The sequence below is a fragment of the Enterobacter sp. SCRI0065 genome (assembly GCF_059766475.1).
In genome coordinates this window covers 112967-137462 of record NZ_JCBAJB010000009.1, presented here as the reverse complement: position 1 = coordinate 137462, position 24496 = coordinate 112967, and the positions used below count along the sequence as shown (strand labels likewise).

22 protein-coding genes and 3 tRNA genes are annotated in these 24496 nt (G+C 53.6%); 11 read left to right on the top strand and 14 right to left on the bottom strand.

Annotation, left to right across the window (positions count from 1 at the left end; all coding sequences use genetic code 11):
• Positions 1 to 75 precede the first annotated feature (75 nt).
• Genes miaA through nnr form a run of 5 tightly spaced genes read right to left on the bottom strand, consistent with a single transcriptional unit; the run spans position 76 to position 6213 of the window.
• Entirely contained in the window at positions 76 to 1026 is a 951-nt protein-coding gene (gene miaA, locus AC6EMZ_RS19815) for a tRNA (adenosine(37)-N6)-dimethylallyltransferase MiaA (RefSeq protein ID WP_498404463.1), read from the bottom strand.
• Positions 1019 to 2863 (bottom strand): DNA mismatch repair endonuclease MutL, encoded by a 1845-nt coding sequence (mutL, locus tag AC6EMZ_RS19810; protein WP_498404462.1) that lies wholly within the window; start codon positions 2861 to 2863, stop codon positions 1019 to 1021. The genes miaA and mutL overlap by 8 nt, the downstream gene beginning before the upstream one ends.
• A 9-nt stretch (positions 2864 to 2872) precedes the next feature.
• On the bottom strand, positions 2873 to 4216 hold the full coding sequence (gene amiB / locus AC6EMZ_RS19805; RefSeq protein ID WP_498404460.1) for an N-acetylmuramoyl-L-alanine amidase AmiB: 1344 nt from the start codon (positions 4214 to 4216) through the stop codon (positions 2873 to 2875).
• Between the two features lie 16 nt (positions 4217 to 4232).
• Positions 4233 to 4694 (bottom strand): tRNA (adenosine(37)-N6)-threonylcarbamoyltransferase complex ATPase subunit type 1 TsaE, encoded by a 462-nt coding sequence (gene tsaE / locus AC6EMZ_RS19800; protein WP_498404459.1) that lies wholly within the window; start codon positions 4692 to 4694, stop codon positions 4233 to 4235.
• Complete coding sequence (nnr, locus tag AC6EMZ_RS19795; RefSeq protein ID WP_498404457.1) at positions 4687 to 6213, bottom strand: bifunctional ADP-dependent NAD(P)H-hydrate dehydratase/NAD(P)H-hydrate epimerase; 1527 nt, start codon at positions 6211 to 6213, stop codon at positions 4687 to 4689. The genes tsaE and nnr overlap by 8 nt, the downstream gene beginning before the upstream one ends.
• On the opposite strand from nnr, the gene queG reads away from it, so the two are divergent.
• Positions 6212 to 7351: a tRNA epoxyqueuosine(34) reductase QueG gene (queG, locus tag AC6EMZ_RS19790; protein ID WP_498404456.1), complete on the top strand. Its 1140-nt coding sequence runs from the start codon at positions 6212 to 6214 to the stop codon at positions 7349 to 7351. The two genes, nnr and queG, sit on opposite strands and share 2 nt — an antisense overlap.
• A 271-nt stretch (positions 7352 to 7622) precedes the next feature.
• Here the strand turns inward: queG and AC6EMZ_RS19785 are convergent.
• From AC6EMZ_RS19785 to orn, 4 genes are all read right to left on the bottom strand, one after another.
• Positions 7623 to 7698: transfer RNA gene (locus AC6EMZ_RS19785), tRNA-Gly, on the bottom strand.
• 44 nt (positions 7699 to 7742) lie between these two features.
• Positions 7743 to 7818: transfer RNA gene (locus tag AC6EMZ_RS19780), tRNA-Gly, on the bottom strand.
• A 45-nt stretch (positions 7819 to 7863) separates the two neighbouring features.
• Positions 7864 to 7939 (bottom strand) — tRNA-Gly (locus AC6EMZ_RS19775).
• A 198-nt stretch (positions 7940 to 8137) separates the two neighbouring features.
• Positions 8138 to 8683 (bottom strand): oligoribonuclease, encoded by a 546-nt coding sequence (gene orn, locus AC6EMZ_RS19770; protein WP_498404454.1) that lies wholly within the window; start codon positions 8681 to 8683, stop codon positions 8138 to 8140.
• Between the two features lie 107 nt (positions 8684 to 8790).
• On the opposite strand from orn, the gene rsgA reads away from it, so the two are divergent.
• The 3 genes from rsgA (at position 8791) to mscM (ending at position 14251) form a co-directional block, all read left to right on the top strand.
• The gene (gene rsgA / locus AC6EMZ_RS19765; protein WP_498404453.1) at positions 8791 to 9843 is read left to right on the top strand and encodes a small ribosomal subunit biogenesis GTPase RsgA; all 1053 of its coding nucleotides are present in this window, start codon (positions 8791 to 8793) and stop codon (positions 9841 to 9843) included.
• 97 nt (positions 9844 to 9940) lie between these two features.
• Complete coding sequence (gene asd, locus AC6EMZ_RS19760) at positions 9941 to 10909, top strand: archaetidylserine decarboxylase (protein ID WP_498404452.1); 969 nt, start codon at positions 9941 to 9943, stop codon at positions 10907 to 10909.
• Positions 10910 to 10927: 18 nt separating this feature from the next.
• Positions 10928 to 14251, top strand: coding sequence for a miniconductance mechanosensitive channel MscM (gene mscM / locus AC6EMZ_RS19755; protein ID WP_498404451.1), 3324 nt, complete (start codon positions 10928 to 10930; stop codon positions 14249 to 14251).
• Between the two features lie 36 nt (positions 14252 to 14287).
• On the opposite strand, the gene yjeM is transcribed toward mscM, so the two are convergent.
• Complete coding sequence (gene yjeM, locus AC6EMZ_RS19750; RefSeq protein WP_498404450.1) at positions 14288 to 15787, bottom strand: glutamate/gamma-aminobutyrate family transporter YjeM; 1500 nt, start codon at positions 15785 to 15787, stop codon at positions 14288 to 14290.
• Positions 15788 to 15993: 206 nt separating this feature from the next.
• Positions 15994 to 16971 carry an elongation factor P--(R)-beta-lysine ligase gene (epmA, locus tag AC6EMZ_RS19745; protein WP_498404449.1) on the bottom strand — a complete coding sequence of 326 codons (978 nt, stop codon included), beginning with the start codon at positions 16969 to 16971 and terminating at the stop codon, positions 15994 to 15996.
• 307 nt (positions 16972 to 17278) lie between these two features.
• Between epmA and frdA the strand changes: the two genes are divergently transcribed.
• From frdA to AC6EMZ_RS19715, 6 genes are all read left to right on the top strand, one after another.
• Complete coding sequence (frdA, locus tag AC6EMZ_RS19740; RefSeq protein WP_498404447.1) at positions 17279 to 19069, top strand: fumarate reductase (quinol) flavoprotein subunit; 1791 nt, start codon at positions 17279 to 17281, stop codon at positions 19067 to 19069.
• Positions 19062 to 19796, top strand: coding sequence for a fumarate reductase iron-sulfur protein (gene frdB, locus AC6EMZ_RS19735; protein ID WP_498404446.1), 735 nt, complete (start codon positions 19062 to 19064; stop codon positions 19794 to 19796). The genes frdA and frdB overlap by 8 nt, the downstream gene beginning before the upstream one ends.
• A gap of 10 nt (positions 19797 to 19806) precedes the next feature.
• The gene (frdC, locus tag AC6EMZ_RS19730; protein ID WP_498404484.1) at positions 19807 to 20202 is read left to right on the top strand and encodes a fumarate reductase subunit FrdC; all 396 of its coding nucleotides are present in this window, start codon (positions 19807 to 19809) and stop codon (positions 20200 to 20202) included.
• A 10-nt stretch (positions 20203 to 20212) separates the two neighbouring features.
• Entirely contained in the window at positions 20213 to 20572 is a 360-nt protein-coding gene (gene frdD, locus AC6EMZ_RS19725) for a fumarate reductase subunit FrdD (protein ID WP_498404445.1), read from the top strand.
• 61 nt (positions 20573 to 20633) lie between these two features.
• Entirely contained in the window at positions 20634 to 21776 is a 1143-nt protein-coding gene (gene ampC / locus AC6EMZ_RS19720; RefSeq protein ID WP_498404443.1) for a CMY2/MIR/ACT/EC family class C beta-lactamase, read from the top strand.
• A 63-nt stretch (positions 21777 to 21839) separates the two neighbouring features.
• Positions 21840 to 22370, top strand: a complete 531-nt coding sequence (locus tag AC6EMZ_RS19715) for a lipocalin family protein (protein WP_498404442.1) — start codon at positions 21840 to 21842, stop codon at positions 22368 to 22370.
• Here the strand turns inward: AC6EMZ_RS19715 and sugE are convergent.
• On the bottom strand, positions 22367 to 22684 hold the full coding sequence (sugE, locus tag AC6EMZ_RS19710) for a quaternary ammonium compound efflux SMR transporter SugE (RefSeq protein ID WP_498404441.1): 318 nt from the start codon (positions 22682 to 22684) through the stop codon (positions 22367 to 22369). The genes AC6EMZ_RS19715 and sugE overlap by 4 nt on opposite strands.
• Before the next feature lie 263 nt (positions 22685 to 22947).
• Here sugE and AC6EMZ_RS19705 point away from each other — a divergent pair, with 263 nt between their 5' ends.
• The gene (locus AC6EMZ_RS19705) at positions 22948 to 23547 is read left to right on the top strand and encodes a LuxR C-terminal-related transcriptional regulator (protein WP_498404440.1); all 600 of its coding nucleotides are present in this window, start codon (positions 22948 to 22950) and stop codon (positions 23545 to 23547) included.
• 45 nt (positions 23548 to 23592) lie between these two features.
• Here the strand turns inward: AC6EMZ_RS19705 and ecnB are convergent, their stop codons facing one another.
• Together ecnB and efp are read right to left on the bottom strand one after the other, a co-directional pair.
• A complete protein-coding gene (gene ecnB, locus AC6EMZ_RS19700) occupies positions 23593 to 23739 on the bottom strand; it encodes a lipoprotein toxin entericidin B (RefSeq protein ID WP_006178941.1) in 147 nt (48 codons plus the stop codon).
• Positions 23740 to 23889: 150 nt separating this feature from the next.
• On the bottom strand, positions 23890 to 24456 hold the full coding sequence (gene efp / locus AC6EMZ_RS19695; protein ID WP_498404439.1) for an elongation factor P: 567 nt from the start codon (positions 24454 to 24456) through the stop codon (positions 23890 to 23892).
• Between the last annotated feature and the right edge of the window lie 40 nt (positions 24457 to 24496).

Sequence of the window (24496 nt, the reverse complement as noted above, 5' to 3'; positions counted from 1 at the left end):
TCCTTATATGCTTGTTATGTACTTAGAACCTTGCGATTCTGAAAATTGCGCACGATACGGCTTAATTGTACACATTCAGTGTGCGATATCACCCACTACCTGTAAAACATCGTCGAACGCTTGTTGCGGTTTCTCACTGTCTAACCAGTGGACGCCATCCCAACCGCGCAACCAGGTAATCTGGCGCTTCGCCAACTGTCTTGTGGCGCAAATACCTCGATAAACCATTTCATCGTATGAAATCTCACCTTCAATGTATGACCACATCTGGCGATATCCGACACAACGAATGGAAGGCATGTCCGTATGCAAATCTTCGCGAGCAAATAGCGCCCGCACTTCTGCTTCAAAACCTGAAGCTAACATCTGATGAAAACGCTGCTCAATTCGCTGATGGAGCAGTTCACGGCTCGCCGGGGCGATGGCGAACTGATGCACCTGATACGGCAGAGCCTCTCCTGACGTTTGCGTCAGTTCCGTTAAAGTTTTACCCGAAATGAAAAAAACTTCCAGTGCTCGGGAAAGCCTTTGCGGATCATTTGGATGAATCCGTGCTGCGGCAACCGGATCAACCTCTTCCAGTTGCTTGTGCAACGCGCTCCACCCCTGCTCTGCCGCCTGCTGCTCAATCATTGCTCTCACTTTTGGATCCGCTGATGGAAGAGGTGATAATCCCTCCAGCAACGCCTTAAAGTAGAGCATAGTACCGCCAACCAACAACGGTATCCGTCCCGCAGCGGTAATCTCGGCCATTTGCGCCAACGCATCGCGGCGGAAATCCGCTGCGGAATACGCCTGCGCGGGGTCGAGAATATCCAGCAACCGGTGCGGCGCCGCACGCAGTTCTTCTGCGTTCGGCTTTGCCGTGCCGACATCCATCCCTTGATAAATAAGGGCAGAATCGACGCTAATCAACTCTACTGGCAAAACTTTACGTAGCTCAATGGCTAACGCCGTTTTCCCGGAGGCCGTTGGCCCCATTAAAAAAATTGCCTTAGGCAGGCTCGCCTTACTCACATCACTCATCTTTCAGGGCTTTCATCGCCGAATGTAAATCAACAGGTTGTAATAAACCACCCGGCGGTGCTTTGACCAATTGTGGGCAAAGACGTTCAACCTCTGCCAACACGGTAATCGCTTGCGCCATACTCCACGGATGAGGGTCGCTCGCTAAATGTCGGGCGATCCATTGTGCGGTATTGGCAGCCTCCAACGTGGTCTGCTGCGCCAGGTAGCCTATCAGTTCAGGAATCAAGATTTGTAAATTTTGTTGGCGTAAGGGTAAAGGAACCGCGCGAATCGTCACATGATGTGCCTCTAACATAAATTCGATACCCATTTCCGCCAACAGCGCTGTCGCTCGTTGCAAAATCGCGGTTTCATCTGCGGAGATTTTGAGACGAACGGGAATCAGCAAGGGCTGCGCGCAGGCCGCGTTTGCGCCTGGCGTCAATTGCGCTTGCTTCAACCAACGCTCTGCAACGGGCAAAGCCAAAAGCGATAATTGACCTTCACGTTCAAGCAGCGCTGCGTCCGGTGCAATAATGGTTAATACGCGGCCAAAACTTTGACTATGTCCGTCGAGTACTGGCGCAGACTGCGCGACATTTTCTTTACGCTCGACCGCGGGAGTATCCAGCAATTTACCGTATAGCGCCCCTTGCTGCTTTTGATATCCCGGTGCATGCGGGTAGTTTGCTCCCGTCGGACGGGGAGCCGCGCTCCCGGTGGAAGCGTAACGCGGCGCGGCCGTTTCACGCGCAACGGCGGGTTCGGCAAACTGATTGCGGCCTGCGGCCACGCGGTTTTCTGGGATTGGGCGCGGTGCAATGACCTCTTCGGCCAGCGGCAGGGTGGGTTCAGCCTGCTGCTGCAAAACGCTCAACACGCCCTGATAGATAAAATCGTGGACTAAACGCGACTGATGAAAGCGGACCTCATGCTTAGCGGGATGCACGTTAACGTCAACCTGATGCGGATCTATCTCCAGATACAGCACAAAGGCAGGCTGCTGGTCGGCACCCAGCTTATCTTCACAAGCCTGACGAATGGCGTGATTAATCAGACGGTCACGCATCATGCGCCCGTTGACGTAGCAATACTGAATGTCTGCCAGCGTCGCATTAACCGTTTTAGGATCGGCAACCCAACCGCGCATGGCTAAATCGCCATGTTGCCACTCGATGGCAAGTGCCTGCTCAAGAAACCCTGTGCCACAGATTGCACCGAGCCGACGCTCTTTCTGCCCACCCTCTGCCACTGCGCGATACTGCCGCATCACTTTACCGTTATGGCTGAGATTAATGGCGACGTCAAAACGTGCCAGCGCGATACGACGAATAATCTCATCAATATGGCTGAACTCCGTTTTTTCAGTGCGCATAAATTTGCGGCGGGCGGGAGTGTTGTAAAACAGATCCAGCACTTCAAGCGTGGTTCCTACCGGATGTGCCGCGGGTTTAACCGTAACATCCATATCGCGCCCTTCGGCATATGCCTGCCAGGCTTCTTGCTGTTCAGCAGTACGAGAGGTGAGCGTCAGTCGGGAAACAGAGCTGATACTGGCAAGGGCCTCACCGCGAAAACCGAGGCTGATTATGGCTTCCAGATCGTCAAGCGAGGCGATTTTACTGGTGGCATGACGAGCCAGCGCCAGCGCCAGCTCGTCTTTTTGAATGCCACAGCCATTGTCACGAATGCGGATTAACTTTGCGCCACCGCGTTCAATATCAATATCAATGCGGGTAGCACCCGCATCAAGGCTATTTTCAACGAGTTCCTTCACAACCGATGCAGGACGCTCCACTACCTCGCCGGCGGCGATTTGGTTCGCAAGCTGCGGCGGCAGAACCTGAATCGGCATGAATTCTCCTTAGTGGGTCGCGCTCATTTCGCCCGGCAGAGCCGCGCTAGCCGTTTGACCGGCACCACCTTGTGGGGCAGACTGCAGCGGATGTGAAGCAAAGTAATTGCGCAGACCGTTAAAAATGGCATTCGCGATTTCCTGCTGATAGCTGTCGCTTGCCAGCAGGCGCTCTTCACCGTTATTACTGATAAAACCGGTTTCGACCAAAATCGATGGGATATCCGGCGAACGCAGCACCCCCAGGCTCGCATGTTCCGGGCGGCGTTTATGTATCGCCCCAACGCGCTGCAACTGGCTGATAACGTTTGTCGCCACATCATACCCGACGCGCTGAGAATGACCGAATTGTAAATCCAGAACCGCCTGGCTGAGATACGGATCGGACTGACTGTTGGCCAGCACATCTCCCGCACCGCCTAACAGTTCCGACTGTTTTTCATGCTCTTCGAGCCAGTTCGCCATCTCACTGTTTGCGCGACGGTTTGAGAGAACCCATACCGAGGCACCGGTCGCGCTACGGTTTGGCGCAGCATCCGCATGAATAGACACCAGGAAGTTCGCGTTTTGCTTACGCGCAACGTCGGATCGTCCCATGACAGAAATAAAGTAATCACCATCACGGGTCATGACGCCTTTAAACATCGGATCATCATTCAGCAACGCGCGCAGCTTACGGGCAATGGCGATAGTGACGTTTTTCTCACGCGTACCGCCCGGGCCAATTGCACCAGGATCCTGCCCACCGTGACCCGCGTCAATGGCGATGATCACCTTTTCGCTCGACGCGTCTGTCGATGCGCGAGCACGCGCCGCAGGACGAGTCACGGTGTTGCTGCTGGTCACGCTGGTCATACGGTCGTTTTCCGCTTTAAACGGATTACGCGCGGGTTCAGAAGGACGAGGTGCCACGACTGGGGCTTCGACCCGCTTCGCCACAACGGGCGGCGGAGGTGGAGGCGGTGGTGCGTCGGCATTGATGGTAAACACGACGGTGTAATTCGAGCCATTCTGCTGCTTCACCGCACGCGTTTTGCCGTTCTCCGTAAGATCGACCACCAGTCGCAGTGACTGGGCGTCTTTTGCCGTACCAGAGCGAATACTTTTGACCAGGTTATTGCCGCTAAATTGCAACGGTAAACCCTGAATCACGCCGGTCTGTTTGATATCCAGCGCCACGCTGCGCTTATCGATCTGCGAGAAAGCGTAGTCTGGATCGCCTATAAAACTGAACGTAATGCGCGCCTGCGCATCGCCATTGGATACCTGAATATCCGATAAATTCGCGGCCCCAGCCTGTGCGCACAGCAGCACCGTTGCAGCCAACAACCAACCTTTAACGCGACTAATCATCCCGTGATCCCTAAGCTTAACCGGCTAACCGCGCCAGTAAGGAATACCCTGATGAGGAAACAGCACTGATGCGTGCCTCACGCCCTTGCGCCTGGTAGTCCAGGTGAATTTCGATATCCGGATCGGGCAACACACCCGCGCCCTGTTGCGGCCACTCCACCAGGCAAATGGCATCGTTGGCAAAATAGTCGCGGATACCCATAAATTCCAGCTCCTCTGGGTCCGCAAGTCGATACAGATCAAAGTGGTACACCATCAAATTTTCGAGAGTGTAGGGTTCAACCAGCGTATAGGTCGGGCTTTTCACATTTCCTTTATGGCCCAACGCCTGCAAAAACCCCCGGCTGAAGGTCGTTTTACCCGCGCCTAAATCACCATACAGATAAATGACGGTTGCGCCCTCGCAGGCCAGCGCCAGACGCTTGCCAAAATCCAAAGTTGCCTGCTCATCGGGTAATGCAATCGCTTGATTAATCATTTTCTACGTCAATCATATCCGGGTTAACAACACGCCGCAGCGTGTCAAAAAGATCGGTCGCCAGCATGCCGCGCGTGCCATACCGTGCTGCAAGCCTGTCGCCTGCTGCACCATGGGCTACGCAGCCAGCAACGGCTGCATCATAAAGGGGGAGTTTCTGTCCTAGCAATGCGCCGATAATGCCGGAGAGCACATCGCCCATTCCGCCACTCGCCATTCCGGCATTGCCCGCGTCAATAATGCCCAACGCGCCAGATTCACAGGCCACAATAGTGCCTGCCCCTTTCAAAACTGCAACACCACCGTAACGTTTTACCAGACGCTGCGCAGAAAGTAAGCGATCGCTTTCAATTTCTGCGATGCTGCAGTTAAGCAGTCGCGCGGCTTCGCCGGGGTGTGGCGTCAGAATGCGATTGTGACGTTTATCAGGATTGATTGCCAGAAGGTTCAACGCGTCGGCGTCCCATAGCATCGGTTTACGATAATTCTCGACCTTTTGTAGCGCCTTTTTACCCCACGATTGCTGCCCCAGCCCCGGGCCGATCGCCACCACATCAGCCCATTCCAGGCTTTCATCAAGGGATTGTGGCGTGAGTTCATGCACCATGAGTTCAGGGCGGGCCGTGATAATGGCCGGAATATTTTCAAGGCGAGTCAGCACTCGAACAAGCCCTGCCCCCGCTCGCAGCGCCGCTTCCCCGGCCATACGAATCGCCCCTGCCGTACCGTGATCGCCGCCGATAACCACCAGCTTACCGTGATTGCCTTTATTCGACGTCGGGCGGCGCGGTACCAGCCACTGCGCAAGCTGAGAGGCATCAAAACGGGTCATCGCCACTTCTTGCGCAGCCAGCCAGCGGTCTAATCCAAGCGCGTTAACGTGCAGGTCGCCCACGACATCGCGAGCTTTACCGGTGAGTAGCCCGGGCTTAAGTGCGATAAACGTCACCGTGTGCGCTGCATTTATCACCGCGCCGGGTGTCGCACCGGTTTGCGCGATCAGGCCAGAGGGAATATCCAGTGCAACCACCGGGGCGGGATGCGAGTTGGCCTGCTCAATCAACGTCGCAACATGCTCACGCGGGGCGTGCTTTAGCCCAGTTCCGAGCAGCCCATCGATAATCAGATCAACGCCTTCCGGCCAGACGATATCTGCCGCATGGATTTCACCGCCCGCATTAAGCCAGGCTTCACGCGCGGCACTCGCCTCTTCCGGTAAAGGTTTATCACTTTCCAGCGCCAGTAACCTAACCTGAATACCGGCAGCGACAGCAAGACGCGCGACGACGTAACTATCACCGCCGTTATTGCCGTGGCCGCACAGAATCAACCAGCTCTGCGCCTGAGGGTACGCAGTTTGAGCAACGGTAAACGCCGCTTCGCCCGCGCGCTGCATCAGTTCAAATAATGTGAGTCCAAGGCTGTCAGCAGCCTCTTTTTCAGCACGACGGAGGTCGTCCGCAGGCCAGACAGAATGTGGTATACTTGCGGGGTTTTTCTTCACCGTATGGTCCGTCATGTCACAGCCCCTCGATCTCAATCAGTTAGCGCAAAACATTAAACAGTGGGGCGCCGAGCTTGGCTTTCAAAAAGTCGGTATCACCGATACCGATCTTTCCGCCAGTGAGCCTAAATTGCAGGCCTGGCTCGACAAACAATACCACGGCGAGATGGAGTGGATGGCGCGTCACGGCATGATGCGTGCCCGTCCACACGAGCTCTTACCGGGTACGTTGCGCGTAATTAGCGTTCGTATGAACTACCTGCCCGCTAATGCGGCGTTTGCCCGCACGCTGAAAGACCCGTCGCTGGGTTACGTCAGCCGTTACGCACTGGGACGTGATTATCATAAGCTTTTGCGTAACCGACTCAAAAAGCTCGGAGAAACTATTCAGCAACACTGTGGCTCGCTGAATTTTAGACCGTTTGTCGATTCTGCGCCTATTCTCGAACGCCCAATTGCAGAAAAAGCGGGGCTGGGCTGGACAGGTAAGCACTCACTTATCCTGAGTCGCGACGCGGGCTCATTTTTCTTTCTGGGCGAATTACTGATTGATTTACCGCTTCCGGTTGATGGCCCGGTAGAAGAAGGCTGCGGTCGCTGCGTGGCCTGTATGACCATCTGCCCTACCGGCGCCATTGTTGAGCCCTACACCGTCGATGCACGTCGATGCATCTCTTATCTCACCATTGAACTGGAAGGGGCAATCCCGGAAGAGTTTCGGCCACTCATCGGCAACCGGATCTACGGCTGCGATGATTGCCAGCTGATCTGTCCCTGGAATCGTTACTCACAGCTGACGGACGAAGAAGATTTTAGCCCGCGCAAGGCTCTGCATGCTCCCCCGCTCATAGAACTCTTCGCCTGGACCGAAGCCTGGTTTCTGAAAGTGACCGAAGGTTCTGCCATCCGCCGCATCGGTCACTTACGCTGGCTGCGAAATGTCGCCGTAGCGCTGGGCAATGCCGCATGGGATGAAGCCAATATTACGGCGCTGGAGAGTCGCAAAGGTGAGCACCCACTTCTTGATGAACACATAGAATGGGCGATTGCGCAGCAAATCGAGAAGCGAAATGCCTGCGTAGTCGAAGTACAATTGCCGAAGAAACAGCGTCTGGTTCGAGTGATTGAAAAAGGGCTTATACGTGACGCCTGATATATTCACAGCCTGTGTATAAAAATACGAAGTCAAGCGCCATCAGGGTTTGCAAACAGGTCAAGTGATCTGCATAGCATTTTGAAATCAAATTTTTCCATTTAAATTCAAAAAGTTACAGATTAACCATTCACCGTGCGAAGCTTTTGCTCATCAGTGAACACCAGACGATTCTGTGGATAACTCTGTTTACAATAGTATTTCAAATACAATAGAAAATGTCCCCAACGAAGGAATTCGCTGTGGATAATCTGGAGAGATGAGAAGAATTTGGAGCGGGAAACGAGACTCGAACTCGCGACCCCGACCTTGGCAAGGTCGTGCTCTACCAACTGAGCTATTCCCGCTTGGGTATTCTGATGCTGTGTGTATCTTGCGATACTTTCAAATTTGGAGCGGGAAACGAGACTCGAACTCGCGACCCCGACCTTGGCAAGGTCGTGCTCTACCAACTGAGCTATTCCCGCTTGGGTATTCTGGTGCTGTGTATATCTTACAATACTTTCAAATTTTGGAGCGGGAAACGAGACTCGAACTCGCGACCCCGACCTTGGCAAGGTCGTGCTCTACCAACTGAGCTATTCCCGCAAATTTGCCACTACTTTTGTTGCTGTCGTAACGCGTAATTCTCTGTCGTTACGGGAGGCGCATTATACGAGAAATCCTTTTAGCTGCAACCCCCCTGAAAGCGATTTTTATAAAATCACGCTCAAGTGATTAATTAATCGGCAAGCTGAACAATTTAACGGCAAATACCCGGCCGCGCAAGCGTACCGGGCATTAAAATCAAAGCTTAATGAAATGCTCGCGATAAAACGCCAGTTCCGCCACCGATTCACGAATGTCATCCATGGCCTGATGCGTGCCCTGCTTCTTAAAGCCATCGAGGATTTCCGGCTTCCAGCGACGCGCCAACTCTTTCAACGTACTCACATCCAGATAACGATAGTGGAAATAGGCTTCCAGCTCCGGCATATACTTAAACAGGAAACGGCGATCCTGACCAATGCTGTTGCCACAGATTGGCGATTTACCTTCGGGAACCCACTGTTTCAGGAACTCAATGGTCGCAAGCTCAGCATCGCGATCGCTTTGGGTACTCGCTTTCACGCGCGTTACTAAGCCGCTCCCCGTATGCGTACGCACATTCCAGTCGTCCATCAGAGCCAGCTGCTCGTCAGACTGATGGACTGCAATTGTTGGGCCTTCTGCCAGAATATTCAGGTTGGCATCGGTCACCAGCGTGGCAATCTCAATAATGCGATCGTGCTCGGGATTGAGCCCGGTCATTTCAAGATCGATCCAAATCAGGTTGTTTTCATCTGCGCTCATGTTATTTTTCACCCTTCTCGCATAACCGGCTGTAGCAGGTTAACTAGTATTAATTAGTGTGTATCATAGAGGTTTTGCCCGAGACGGGCGACCAGGAGTCAGCACGATTGAGTAAAAATAAACTCTCCAAAGGGCAACAGCGCCGCGTCAACGCCAACCACGAGCGCCGTCTTAAAACCACTTCGGAGAAACCCGATTATGACGACAACCTGTTTGGCGAACCGACTGAAGGCGTAGTGATAAGCCGTTTCGGTATGCATGCCGACGTGGAGGCCGCAGACGGTGGTGTTCACCGCTGCAATATCCGTCGCACTATCCGCTCGCTGGTGACCGGCGACCGCGTCGTATGGCGCCCAGGTAAAGGCGCAGCCGAAGGGGTGAAAGTAAAAGGGATCGTTGAAGCCGTTCACGAACGTACGTCCGTCCTGACACGCCCCGACTTCTACGATGGCGTCAAGCCGATCGCTGCCAACATTAATCAAATCGTCATTGTATCGGCGATTTTACCCGAGCTTTCGCTCAATATTATTGACCGCTATCTCGTCGCCTGCGAAACGCTGGAAGTCGAGCCGCTGATCGTCCTTAACAAGACCGATCTGTTGGACGACGACGGCATGAATTTCGTGAATGAACAGATGGATATCTATCGCAATATTGGCTATCGCGTGTTGATGGTTTCTAGTCATAAAAAAGATGGCCTGCAACCGCTCGAAGAGGCACTTACTGACCGGATCAGTATTTTTGCGGGTCAGTCAGGCGTGGGCAAATCTAGCCTGCTAAACAATTTGCTTGGCCTTCAGAAAGAGATCCTGACTAACGAGGTTTCTGACAATTCGGGCCTGGGCCAGCACACCACAACCGCCTCTCGTCTTTATCACTTCCCGCACGGTGGCGATGTGATCGACTCCCCTGGCGTGCGCGAATTTGGTTTGTGGCATCTTGAACCGGATCAAATCTTCAACGGATTTGTCGAATTCCATGAATATTTAGGTGCTTGCAAGTATCGAGACTGCAAACATGATAACGACCCTGGCTGCGCCATTCGCGAAGCGGTCGAGAACGGCAAAATAGCGGAAACCCGTTTCTATAATTATCACCACATTCTCGAAAGCATGGACCAGGTAAAAACACGTAAAAACTTTTCTGATTCTGATAACTGACAACTAAGCTAAGCATCGCTAAAATCGTCCCCTTTTTTCAGGTTCCGGCCGCTTTTGGCCGGATCAGGAACGACAAAACAATGGCCTGGAGGCTATCTTGTTAAACTCATTTAAACTTTCGCTTCAATACATTCTGCCGAAACTATGGCTCACCCGCCTGGCGGGCTGGGGCGCAAGCAAACGAGCAGGCTGGCTAACAAAATTGGTTATCGATCTGTTCGTTAAATACTACAAAGTCGATATGAAAGAGGCGCAAAAGCCGGATACCGCCAGCTATCGCTCATTCAACGACTTTTTCGTGCGCCCACTGCGTGATGACGTTCGCCCGCTGAATACCGATCCGAACGTCCTGGTGATGCCTGCCGACGGCGTTATCAGCCAGCTCGGCAAAATCGAAGACGATAAAATCCTGCAGGCGAAAGGCCACGACTACAGCATGGAAGCCCTGCTGGCAGGTAATTATCTGATGGCGGATCTGTTCCGCAACGGTTCGTTTGTCACCACTTATCTGTCACCGCGCGACTATCATCGCGTGCATATGCCGTGCAACGGCATCCTGCGCGAAATGATCTACGTGCCGGGCGATTTGTTCTCCGTGAACCATCTCACGGCGCAAAACGTCCCAAATCTGTTTGCCCGTAACGAGCGCGTCATCTGCCTGTTTGATACTGAATTTGGCCCAATGGCGCAGATTCTGGTGGGTGCTACTATTGTTGGCAGCATCGAAACCGTGTGGGCAGGAACCATCACCCCACCTCGTGAAGGTGTGATCAAGCGCTGGACCTGGCCTGCAGGTGAGAGTGAAGGCTCCGTGGCGCTGTTGAAAGGCCAGGAGATGGGACGCTTCAAGCTGGGTTCTACCGTAATTAACCTGTTTGCCCCTGGCAAAGTGAATCTGGTCGAATCGCTTGAAAGCCTGTCGGTAACTAAGATTGGTCAACCGCTGGCGATATCAACGGAGACCTTTGTGGCACCCGTTGCTGAACCTGCACCGCTGGCTGAAGAAGAAATCAAAGCCGAACTCGATGCCAGCCCGCTGGTTGACGATAAGAAAGACGAAAGCTAACAAAGAAGGATCGCTGACGTGCGCCCGATTATCATTTTTCTGATGGCCTGGTGCCTCAGTACGGGGGCGTACGCAGCGACGGCCCCCGATGCCAAACAGATAGCCCAGGAACTGGAGCAGGCAAAGGCGGCAAAACCCGCTCAGCCGGAAACCGTTGAGTCGCTCCAGGCCGCGCTGAATGCGCTTGACGAGCGTAAAGGCTCGCTTGAGCGCACTCAACAATATCAGCAGGTTATCGACAACTTTCCCAAACTCTCGCAGACCCTACGCTCACAGCTGAACAACCTTCGCAACGACCCGCGCGAAGCACCTGTCGGAATGACCTCTGACGCCCTGAATCAGGAAATACTGCAGGTCAGCAGCCAGTTGCTGGAGAAAAGCCGACAGGCCCAGCAGGAGCAGGAACGTGCGCGTGAAATCGCTGACTCGCTGAGCCAGCTACCGCAACAGCAAACCGATGCCCGCCGTCAGCTCAATGAAGTGGAGCGTCGCATTGGGACGCAAAGCGGCAATACTCCGCAAAACCAGGCGCAAAATCTGAGTCTGCAGGCCGAATCGGCCAAACTGAAGGCTCAGGTTGATGAACTTGAACTGGCGCAACTGTCTGCCAATAACCGTCAGGAGCTGGCGCGTATGCGCTCGGAGCTGGCGCAAAAGCAGAGCGAACAGCTCGATGCCTACCTCCAGGCCCTGCGTAACCAGTTAAACAGCCAACGCCAGCGCGAGGCGGAACGCGCGCTTGAAAGCACCGAGCTTCTCGCCGAGAACAGCGACAATCTGCCCGCAGGTATCGTCGACCAGTTCAAAGTCAACCGTGAGCTTTCGGCAGCGCTGAATCAGCAGGCCCAGCGTATGGATCTGGTGGCCTCCCAACAGCGACAGGCGACCAATCAAACTTTACAGGTACGTCAGGCCCTAAACACCCTGCGCGAGCAGTCACAGTGGCTGGGCTCGTCAAATCTACTGGGTGAAGCGTTACGCGCTCAGGTTGCCCGTCTACCAGAAATGCCAAAACCGCAGCAGCTTGATACCGAAATGGCGCAACTGCGCGTCCAGCGTCTGCGTTACGAAGATCAGCTCAACAAACAGCCGCAAATTCGCCAGCTTCATCAGGCCGACGGCCAGCCGCTAACCAGCGAGCAAACGCGTATTCTGGAAGCACAGCTCCGTACCCAGCGCGAACTGCTCAATTCATTGTTACAGGGCGGTGACACGCTGATCCTGGAGTTGACCAAGCTAAAAGTCTCCAACAGCCAGCTTGAAGATGCGCTGAAAGAGGTGAACGAGGCGACACACCGCTATCTGTTCTGGACCTCGGATGTACGACCGATGACCATCTCCTGGCCGATTGATATCGTTCAGGATCTTCGTCGTCTGATTTCGCTGGATACTGTGGGCCAGGTGGGCAAAGCGGGGGTGATGATTCTGACCAGCAAAGAGACTATCTTCCCCCTGATGGGCGCGCTGATTCTGGTTGGTTTTAGTATTTATTCACGCAGGCACTTCACTCGCTTCCTGGAGCGCTCGAGTTCTCGGGTGGGTAAAGTGACGCAGGACCACTTCTGGCTGACGCTACGCACCGTTTTCTGGTCAATCCTTGTTGCCTCTCCACTACCGGTACTGTGGATGACGCTGGGGTACGGCCTACGCGAAGCCTGGCCATATCCGCTGGCCGTGGCGATTGGTGATGGCGTGACCGCAACGGTGCCACTGCTGTGGGTGGTGATGATTTGTGCCACCTTTGCCCGTCCAAACGGCCTGTTCATTACCCACTTTGCCTGGCCACGCCAGCGCGTCATGCGGGCAATGCGTTATTACCTGATGAGCATCGGATTTATCGTGCCGCTGATTATGGCGCTGATCATGTTCGACAATCTGAACGACCGTGAGTTTTCCGGTTCGCTTGGACGGCTGTGCTTTATGTTGATTTGCGGCGCGTTGGCTCTGGTGACCTTAAGCCTGAAAAAAGCAGGCATTCCGCTGTACGTCGATAAGGCCGGCAGCGGTGAGAATATGTTTAACCGCATGCTCTGGAACCTGCTGCTCAGCGCTCCGCTAGTGGCAATTTTGGCCGCGGCGGTCGGCTACCTTGCTACCGCACAGGCTCTGCTGGCACGCCTGGAAACCTCGGTAGCCATTTGGTTCTTACTGTTGGTGGTGTACCACATCATTCGCCGCTGGATGCTGATTCAGCGCCGCCGTCTGGCTTTTGACCGAGCCAAACATCGTCGCGCCGAAATCCTCGCTCAGCGTGCGCGCGGTGAAGAAGAATCGCACACCACCAGCAGCACGGAAGGCAATACGGAAGTGGACGAGGTCGAACTGGATCTCGACGCCATCAGTACCCAGTCCCTGCGTCTGGTACGATCCATCCTGATGCTCATCGCGCTGCTGTCGGTCATTGTCCTGTGGTCAGAAATCCACTCCGCATTTGGCTTCCTGGAGAACATCTCGCTATGGGATGCGACCTCGACGGTTCAGGGTGTTGAAAGCATTGAGCCCATCACGCTAGGTGCCGTGCTGATTGCTATTTTGGTACTGATTATCACCACGCAGCTGGTACGTAACTTCCCAGCCCTGCTGGAGCTGGCGTTACTGCAACATCTGGATTTAACGCCAGGGACCGGCTATGCCATCACCACGATCACCAAATACCTGATTTTGCTATTGGGCGCTCTGGTTGGCTTCTCGATGATTGGTATCGAATGGTCGAAACTGCAATGGCTGGTCGCCGCACTCGGTGTCGGGCTAGGCTTTGGCTTGCAGGAGATCTTCGCCAACTTTATCTCCGGCCTGATCATCCTGTTTGAAAAACCGATCCGTATTGGCGATACCGTGACGATCCGCGATCTGACCGGTAGCATCACCAAGATCAATACCCGCGCGACAACGATCAGCGACTGGGATCGTAAAGAGATCATCGTGCCGAACAAGGCATTCATTACCGAGCAGTTTATTAACTGGTCGCTGTCCGACTCCGTGACGCGCGTGGTGCTTACCGTGCCAGCACCGTCGGATGCCAACAGCGAAGAGGTGACGCAAATTCTGTACACCGCAGCGGAACGTTGTTCGCTGGTTATCGACAACCCGGCACCCGAAGTATTCCTCGTCGATTTACAGCAGGGGATTCAGATCTTCGAACTGCGTATCTACGCTGCGGAAATGGGCCACCGCATGCCGCTGCGTCACGAAATCCACCAGCTGATACTGGCTGGATTCCGCGAGCATGGTATTGATTTACCGTTCCCACCGTTCCAGATGCGTCTGGACACGTTGGATGGTCGTAAGACGGGCAGAACCTTGTCATCGGCAACAAGAAAACGCCAGCCAGGTAGTTTGTAAACCCAGCCCCTCCTTCGCGGGAGGGGCTTTTTGAAGTTAAGCCGCTTCCACCACGAGCGTGGCGCTGCGACGGCGATAATTCTCGTAAATCCCCATCGCCAGCAGAGAGAAGAAGACAGGCCCCCCAATCATCCACAAGGCGCTATTCCAGTCCCCTGCTTCAACGACCGGTTGAATCACCGTGAAGATGTTGGCAAACGCCACCACCATCACCACAACCGTGGTTGCCAGCAACGTTGATGCTCGGGTTTTGAAAATCACAAACGGGCGATCAAGATCCTGTTTCGCCTTAAAGAAGGGGAAAGCGAGCGTCAGGAAAAGATACGGCAACGTCATCGACACGTTCGCCATCAGCGTCAGCTTGTTATAAAACGCCGATGCCGTACCGCCACCAAAAGAGACCAGCAGAATAAACAGGGAGACCAGCAGGCATTGCATCCACATGGCATTGGCGGGCATTCCGGCTGAGTTAAGATGAGTCATTGGCGCTGGCCACAGCGCTTTTGGTGTCCCCTGAATAATGGCTTTCAGCGGTGAGTAAATCAGCGTGAAGAAGGCCCCAGTGTAAGCAAGGAACATCGACAAGCCGGTAATGCGCGCAAACCACCCCCCCATCGCCACAGCGGCTTCTGGAGTCAGGTGCATCGCTTGCCCCAGCGTCACGCCTAAACTTTTCATCAGCACATAGGTGATATTGCCGAGATTGGTGGTGTTATTGCTGAGTACCTGCTGCCAGTTAGTGCTCACGCCCCACAAGAAAATCGCCAGCGAGTAACCGATTGAAATCACAATCGCTGCAAAAACAATCCCTTTGGCAAAGTTCTTTTCCGGGTTCTCGGTCTTGTCGACCAGCCCACCGACCGCTTCAATCCCGCCATAGGCAAAAATAGCGAACACCACAAACGACAGCATCGCCAGTCCAGACTGATAATGCGGATTCGGCGAAGCAACAAAATTCACCTCCTGCGCAAAATGTCCGCCGTTCAGGCACAGGATAGCGATACTCACCAGCAGTAGCACCAGATTGAGACACATCACCGAAATGCCACCCACCGCGGTAATGCGGGCAATCTTATTGATGCCTTTCGATGCCACCAGCGTCACTACCACCATCCAGCCTACCGCCAGAAGCCCCACCACCTGTGTAGAACTCAGGCCCGCAAATGACCAGACCTGCGTCTGATCCGCCCCAAACAGAAACGTCGAGAACGGCACCCACACCTTCGCTGCGGTACTCACCATCCACACCACGTAGGACGAGAACCACATAAACGTACCGATAAAGGCATAGCGTGGGCCGATACTGTTATTCATCCACGAATAGATCCCGCCCTCTTCCTTACGGTACGCCGAGCCCATTTCCGCCATCATCAGCGCAAACGGTATAAAGAAAAGCAAAGCAGAAATGATGTAGAACGGCATGGCGCTGTAGCCCATCAGGTAGAATGCCGAGGGGCTATTGGCAAAGCCGAAAACAGAAGTAAAAATCATCAGGATGAGCCCGGTGAGGGTCATCTTCTTTAGTGATTGGGTCATATAACCATCCGTAAGGAAATTTAGCTGCGCGGATGTTAGCAGAAGACCGGATGATTATTGTGGCTATGAGGGGCAAACCAGGAATTTGACCTGTGTACAAAGAAAGTGGCAGTTATTCGTGCGGAAAATGAGAAATGGAAAGGAAAATTGCCAGTGCTCCCCTCCGTGAAGGGAGCATCTACGCGCCGGGGTCACCCGGCACGTTATCAGGCTTTATCGACCGTAAAGGCAATGACATCAGCCAGTTGTTCAGCGCCCAGCGCCAGCATCACCAGACGATCTACACCTAGCGCTACGCCGGAGCTATCGGGCAAGCCCGCTTTTAGCGCGTCCAGCAGATTGTTGTCGATAGGCTGTTGCGGTAATCCGCGCGCCGCGCGCTTACGATTATCCTGGTCGAAACGCTGCTGCTGTTCACGAGCATCCGTCAGTTCGTGGAAACCATTCGCCAGCTCAATACCTTTGTAATAGACCTCGAAGCGTTCAGCCACGCGGTGATCTTCGGTGCTAATCTGCGCCAACGACGCCTGGCTTGCCGGAAAGTGATAAACAAAGGTGGGACGATCTTTGCCAATCTGCGGCTCAACGCCAAAGGCAAAAAGCAGTTGCAGCAATGTATCTCGGTCTTCTTCCGTATCCGCAACGTTACTGAGATCCAGTTTCGCTGCTGCTTCACGCAGCTGCGTTTTATCCGCCGACAGCGGATCGATCTCCAGATGACGCTGGAAAACCTGCTGATAGGAGAGCGTCTCCGCACCGGCGCAATCCAGCACCTGTTGCAGCAAATCGTCCACTTCATTCATCAGGCGATACATGTCGTAGTGCGGGCGATACCACTCCAGCATGGTGAATTCCGGGTTGTGATGACGCCCCATCTCTTCATTACGAAAGCTGCGACACAGCTGGTAGACCGGGCCACAGCCAGCCGCCAGCAGGCGCTTCATGTGATACTCCGGGCTGGTCATCAGGTACAGATTCATTCCCTGAGAATGCCCCGGCCCAACGAAACGGGTTTCAAACGGCACCAGATGAATATCGGTTACCGTCGCCTGGCTCATGCACGGCGTTTCCACCTCCAGTACGCCACGGTCGGCAAAGAAACGACGGATTTCCGCCATTATTGCCGCACGTTTTAACAGGTTAGGGATGGACGCGCTCGGCTGCCAGGTGGCCGTTTCGCTCATGGGTATTTCTCCAGATTCAGACAAGGGCGCAAAGTCTACTCGTTCGTACAGGGAGTGACAAATTTTGCACACTAAAATTTCTCGATTCAGCAAGTGATGCCGTTTCGTGACGCAATTCATCAATCACGATGATAAATCCGCAGACATAACAGCAAAAAAATCGAACACGTCAAATTTCCCCCACATCCATACGGTTATACTGTTTACCCATAAAGGAGCAGTGGATTCTCTTTCGCAATAGCCCTCGGGCAGGTGAACGTCGTTAAGGTCATCGCATTGCGAAATTACAAAAACCTGGAGGAATGTCGTGCACACTTTTCAAGCCGATCTTGTCGTAATAGGCGCTGGCGGTGCGGGATTACGCGCCGCTATTGCCGCAGCGCAGGCTAATCCGAATGCTAAAATCGCGCTGATTTCCAAAGTCTACCCAATGCGCAGCCACACGGTTGCCGCAGAAGGAGGATCCGCCGCCGTCGCGCAGGATCATGACAGCTTTGAGTACCACTTCCACGACACGGTTGCCGGGGGCGACTGGCTTTGCGAACAGGATGTCGTTGATTACTTTGTGCATCATTGTCCCACTGAAATGGCACAGCTCGAACAGTGGGGCTGTCCGTGGAGCCGCCGTGAAGATGGCAGCGTGAACGTACGCCGCTTTGGCGGGATGAAAATCGAACGCACCTGGTTTGCCGCAGATAAAACCGGCTTCCATATGCTGCACACCCTCTTCCAGACTTCCCTGCAGTTCCCGCAAATTCAGCGCTTCGACGAGCACTTCGTACTGGATATTCTGGTCGATAACGGTGAAGCACGCGGCCTGGTCGCCATGAACATGATGGAAGGCACGCTGATGCAGATCCGCGCCAACGCCGTTGTGATGGCAACCGGCGGGGCGGGACGTGTTTACCGTTATAACACCAACGGCGGCATCGTCACCGGTGACGGCATGGGCATGGCGCTCGGCCATGGTATTCCGCTGCGTGATATGGAATTCGTCCAATATCACCCGACCGGCCTGCCAGGTTCCGGCATTTTAATGACGGAAGGCTGTCGTGGCGAAGGCGGTATCCTGGTCAATAAAGATGGCTATCGCTATCTGCAAGACTACGGTATGGGTCCTGAAACGCCGCTTGGCGAGCCGAAAAACAAATATATGGAACTCGGTCCACGCGACAAAGTATCTCAGGCTTTCTGGCACGAGTGGCGTAAAGGCAACACCATCTCAACGCCACGCGGCGATGTGGTCTATCTCGATCTGCGCCATCTGGGCGAGAAGAAATTGCTGGAACGTTTACCGTTTATTTGCGAACTGGCGAAAGCCTACGTGGGCGTCGATCCGGTGAAAGAACCGATCCCGGTACGTCCAACGGCTCACTACACCATGGGCGGCATCGAAACTGACCAACAGTGCGAAACCCGCATCAAAGGGCTGTTTGCGGTTGGCGAATGTTCCTCCGTGGGTCTGCATGGCGCAAACCGCCTTGGTTCGAACTCACTGGCAGAACTGGTCGTATTTGGCCGTATGGCCGGTGAGAAAGCCATGGAACGTGCTGCAACGATGGGTGAAGCTAACGGTGCGGCACTGGATGCACAAGTTTCCGATATCGAAAAACGCCTGAAGTCGCTGGTCAACCAGGAAGGCAACGAAAACTGGGCGAAGATCCGCGATGAAATGGGGCTTTCGATGGAAGAAGGCTGCGGTATCTACCGCACACCGGAGCTGATGCAAAAAACCGTCGACAAACTGGCAGAGCTGCAAGAGCGCTTCAAGCGCGTGCGGATAACCGATACCTCCAGCGTGTTTAACACCGATCTGCTCTACACTATCGAACTGGGGCACGGCCTTAACGTCGCTGAGTGTATGGCGCATTCTGCTCTGGCACGTAAAGAATCTCGCGGCGCGCATCAGCGTCTGGACGAAGGTTGCACCGAGCGTGACGACGTCAATTTCCTTAAGCATACCCTTGCTTATCGCGATGCCGACGGTACCACGCGTCTTGACTATAGCGACGTGAAGATCACTACGCTTCCACCAGCAAAACGTGTGTACGGTGCAGAAGCGGAAGCAGCCGAGAAGAAGGAGAAGACCAATGGCTGAGATGCAAAAACTGAAAGTCGAAGTGGTGCGCTACAACCCGGAAGTGGACGCCGCACCGCACAGCGCTTTCTATGAAGTCCCGTACGACGAGCAAACTTCCCTGCTGGATGCGCTCGGCTACATCAAAGACAACCTGGCACCAGACCTGAGCTATCGCTGGTCCTGCCGTATGGCGATTTGTGGTTCGTGCGGCATGATGGTCAACAAAGTGCCAAAGCTGGCCTGTAAGACCTTCCTGCGTGAATACACAAAAGGTATGAAGGTTGAAGCGCTGGGCAACTTCCCAATCGAGCGCGATTTAGTGGTCGATATGACCCACTTTATCGAGAGTCTGGAAGCGATTAAGCCGTACATCATCGGTAACCCACGCACGCCAGATCAAGGGCCGAACATACAGACCCCCGCGCAAATGGCGAAATACCATCAGTTCTCCGGCTGTATCAACTGCGGCCTGTGCTATGCAGCTTGCCCACAGTTTGGTCTGAATCCGGAGTTTATCGGCCCGGCAGCCATCACCCTGGCGCATCGTTATAACGAAGACAGCCGCGACCACGGCAAAAAAGAACGTATGGCGCAGCTTAACAGCCAGAACGGCGTATGGAGCTGTACCTTTGTGGGTTATTGCTCCGAAGTCTGTCCGAAGCACGTCGACCCGGCCGCCGCTATTCAGCAGGGTAAAGTGGAAAGCTCGAAAGACTTTCTTATCGCCACCCTGAAACCACGCTAAGGAGTGCATGATGACGACTAAACGCAAAGCCTACGTGCGGCCAATGCCGTCCACCTGGTGGAAGAACCTGCCGTTTTATCGCTTCTATATGCTGCGTGAAGGCACGGCAGTTCCGGCGGTCTGGTTCAGCCTTGAGCTGATGTACGGCGTATTCGCGCTCAAACACGGTCCAGAAACCTGGGCAAGTTTTGTGGGCTTCCTGCAAAACCCAGTCATAGTGATTCTGAATCTGATCGTACTTGCTGCCGCCCTGTTACATACCAAAACCTGGTTTGAACTGGCGCCAAAAGCCGCGAATATCATCGTTAAAGGTGAAAAAATGGGGCCAGAGCCGGTTATTAAAGGGCTCTGGGCGGTGACTGTGGTAGTGACCGTGGTCGTTCTGTTTGTCGCACTGTTCTGGTAAGGAGACCATTGTGATTAATCCAAATCCAAAACGCTCTGACGAGCCGGTATTCTGGGGCCTGTTTGGCGCAGGCGGCATGTGGAGCGCCATCGTCGCACCGGTCATTATTCTGCTTGTCGCCATTTTACTACCGCTGGGTCTGTTCCCGGGAGAAGCACTGGGCTATGAGCGCGTGCTCGCATTTGCGAGTAGCTTTATCGGTCGTGTGTTTATCTTCTTGATGATTGTCCTGCCGCTGTGGCTGGGTCTGCACCGTATTCATCACGCGATGCATGACCTGAAAATCCACGTGCCAAACGGCAAATGGGTATTCTACGGTCTGGCGTCCATTCTGACGGTCGTCACCTTGGTTGCCGTCGTCACAATCTGATATTGTTCGCCTTCATCCGGCCCGCCCATTCCGGCGGGCTTTTTTATGGAAGACGATATCGATGAAAAAATCCTTTTGCTGCGCGTTGCTTCTCACTGCCTCCTGCACCGCGTTTGCCGCAGAACAGACCGATAAACAAATTGCCGATACGGTAAACCAGATTATTGCCCCCTTGATGAAAGAGCAGGCTATTCCGGGCATGGCCGTCGCCGTGATTTACCAGGGACGCCCACATTATTTCACCTATGGGAAAGCCGATCTCGCGAGTGACCAGCCCGTCAACCAACACACTTTATTCGAGCTAGGCTCCGTGAGCAAAACCTTCACGGGGGTACTGGGCGGCGACGCCATTGCGCGTGGAGACATCGCACTTAGCGATCCGGCGACAAAATACTGGCCTGAATTAACGGGCAAGCAGTGGAAAGGGATTAGCTTACTGCATCTGGCAACCTACACCGCTGGGGGTTTACCGTTGCAGGTGCCGGATGAAGTTACCGATCAAGCGGCGCTGCTTCAGTTCTATCAACACTGGCAGCCACAGTGGGCACCTGGCGCTAAACGTCTTTACGCTAATGCGAGCATTGGCTTGTTTGGTGCGCTGGCGGTTAAACCCTCAGGTATGGATTTTGAAGAAGCCATGACAACGCGCGTTTTCCAGCCGTTAAAGCTGAACCATACCTGGATTAACGTCCCGGCCACGGAAGAGAAGCGCTATGCATGGGGCTATCGTGACGGCAAGCCGGTGCACGTTTCGCCAGGCCTGCTCGACGCAGAAGCCTACGGTGTGAAAACCACGATTGAAGATATGGCAAGCTGGGTTCAAGCCAACATCAACCCGGCACAAGTGAAAGACAAAACCCTGCAACAGGGGATTGTGCTGGCACAATCGCGCTACTGGCAAATCGGTGAGATGTATCAGGGCTTAGGCTGGGAGATGCTGAACTGGCCTGTAGCAGCCAAAACGATCGTAGACGGCAGTGATAACCAGATTGCACTGGCACCGTCGACAGTGATGGCAATGACCCCACCAACACCGCGAGTACAGGCATCATGGGTGCATAAGACGGGATCAACCGGTGGCTTTGGTAGCTATGTTGCCTTTATTCCCGAAAAGAATATCGGCATCGTGATGCTGGCAAACAAAAGCTATCCGAACACGGCGCGTGTCGAAGCTGCGTACCGAATTCTGGACGCCCTGAAATAACGATTTGCCCACTTTTTCCTTGCTGTCATCTACACTTAACCAAAAAACAGCAAGGAAACTTCTATGCGCATTTTGCCTGTTATCGCCGCGGTGACAGCCGCGTTTTTAGTGGTAGCCTGTAGCTCACCTACCCCGCCTCCTGGGGTCACCGTCGTCAGTCCATTCGAAGCTCAACGCTATCTGGGTACCTGGTATGAGATAGCGCGTTTAGATCACCGATTCGAACGAGGCTTACAGCGCGTTACTGCGACATACAGCATGATGGACGATGGCGGGATCCAGGTCATAAACCGCGGGTACAACCCTGAGCGCGGAATGTGGCAACAAACCATTGGGCAGGCGTATTTTACCGGTGAGCCAAGCCGCGCCGCGCTCAAAGTCTCTTTCTTCGGCCCATTCTACGGTGGCTATAACGTGATTGCGTTAGACAAGGAATATCGCCACGCGCTGGTGTGTGGGCCGGATCGCGACTATCTGTGGATCCTCGCTCGCACACCGACCATTTCAGCAGAAATGAAACAGCAGATGCTTGATGTCGCGACCCGGCAAGGGTTTGATGTCACTAAATTAATCTGGGTCGAACAGCCTCATTAATGCGTGCTGAGTTTCAACCCAATAATCCCCGCGACGATTAACCCGAGGCTGGCGATGCGCGCCAGACTCGCGGACTCCCCCAGCAGCAGGATGCCGGTAATTGCCGCGCCTACGGCACCAATACCCGTCCAGACAGCATAGGCCGTTCCGACTGGCAGCGTTCGCATCGCCCAGGAGAGCAGCGCAATACTGACAACCATTGCCGTTACGGTAATGATGCTAGGTGTGAGGCGGGTAAAGCCGTGGGTATATTTCAGGCCAATCGCCCATACCACTTCGAGCAAACCGGCAATCAAAAGAATTATCCAGGACATATCAGGCTCCTTAACTTAAATAGCAGTTTGGGGCCGTCCCCGAGATCAGAAGCGCTTACAGGTCGTCCCGTAAGGCATAGTTGAGCATTATATTTTGCGCAAAAAGCGAATTTTTTTCAATCCATTTGCGTTTAGTGGGTAAAAGCAAGAAATAGCCTCAGTATGCAGCGCAGTTCAGTCCTTTATCACTCATCGGACTTCCCTATGATGGTGTACTTTCTGAGAGCAGGAAGCTGAAACCATTTGCCGATTGCGAAAACAATATGTTCAAAATTCTTTTGATTGACCGTTGTCACTTCACCCGCACCGGGTTTGAAGCGTGGATCAATCATTCCGGTCTGTTTCCCGCGACGTTCAAGGTCACCGGGCTGAACAATCTTTTTCTTGCCCGAGAACACATCCTGCAGTGGAAACCGACGTTAGTTATTGCTGATTTAAACAGTTTTACGCAGGATATGAATCATATCGAGCAGCTATCATCTCTGCTGATCGCGAGTGAAACGATCCCGTTCATTTTGCTGCAGTCGGGCGAGAAAAAGGAGATGCCCAGTTATTTAAAGCAATTCCCACTGTGGGCATCGCTCTATAAAAATACGCATCTTGATAAACTCGCCTCGGTTATTAATGACGCGCTGGCCTCTTACGCCAGTTTTGAATTGCCGCAGGTTGCTACGCCGCTATTAACCCGACAAGAAGAGAAAGTGTTAACGCTGTGGCTGGAAGGGGCAAGCAATCAGAAGATTGCCAGTAAGCTGAGTATCAATGGAAAGACGGTTTATACCTACAAGCGTAATATCCGTATGAAGCTGCACATGGACACGCGGTTTTCACCGTTTCTGACGCTTCAGGAAGTTGAAAGCTGACGGTACGGCAGTCGTTCCAGCCCCGTACCGTCCTGACATCACTGCTTAGTTCTGTGCTTTCGTTGCTGCACCAGAAATTGCGCTGCCGCCATCCGAAATATCTTCGCCGACACCCCGGGTGGTGTTACAGGCGGTCAAAACCGAAGAAAGCACCAGAACAGAAAAGATCGCTGCAATTGTTTTCTTAACCATAATATCTTCCTTTTATAGCCAAAGTTATTTGTGTATAGCTACTTAAGAATAGACAAGATCCCGCCGAGTGACGGAAAACGACGTATTTTTAGGAAAATTTACGGAATGAACAGGCACGACGAACGCCGCGCCTGTTATCAATGACAGGAATTACTTCACGCGGGAAACGTATTCGCCGGAGCGGGTATCCACTTTGATCACTTCGCCAGTCTGTACGAACAGTGGCACTTTAACCACTGCACCGGTAGACAGTTTCGCTGGCTTGCCGCCAGTACCTGCGGTGTCACCCTTCAGGCCTGGATCGGTTTCGATGATTTCCAGTTCAACAAAGTTTGGTGGGGTCACAGTGATAGGCTGACCGTTCCACAGGGTCACGATGCACTCGGCCTGATCCAGCAGCCATTTAGCGCTTTCGCCTACTGCTTTCTCGTCAGCAGACAGCTGTTCGAAAGTAGAGTTATTCATGAAATGATAGAACTCACCGTCGTTGTACAGGTAAGTCAGGTTCATATCGACCACATCAGCGCCTTCAGCGGAGTCAGTAGACTTGAAGGTTTTCTCTACACGGGTACCGGTCAGCAGGCGACGCAGTTTAACGCGCGCAAATGCCTGGCCTTTACCTGGTTTAACGAATTCGCTGGCTTCAACCGCATACGGTTCGCCATCCATCATGATTTTAAGACCAGCACGAAAATCGTTGCTATAGTAAGTCGCCATAAGGCCCTCTGAAAATTGTTAACTGGTAGCTAAGCCACAA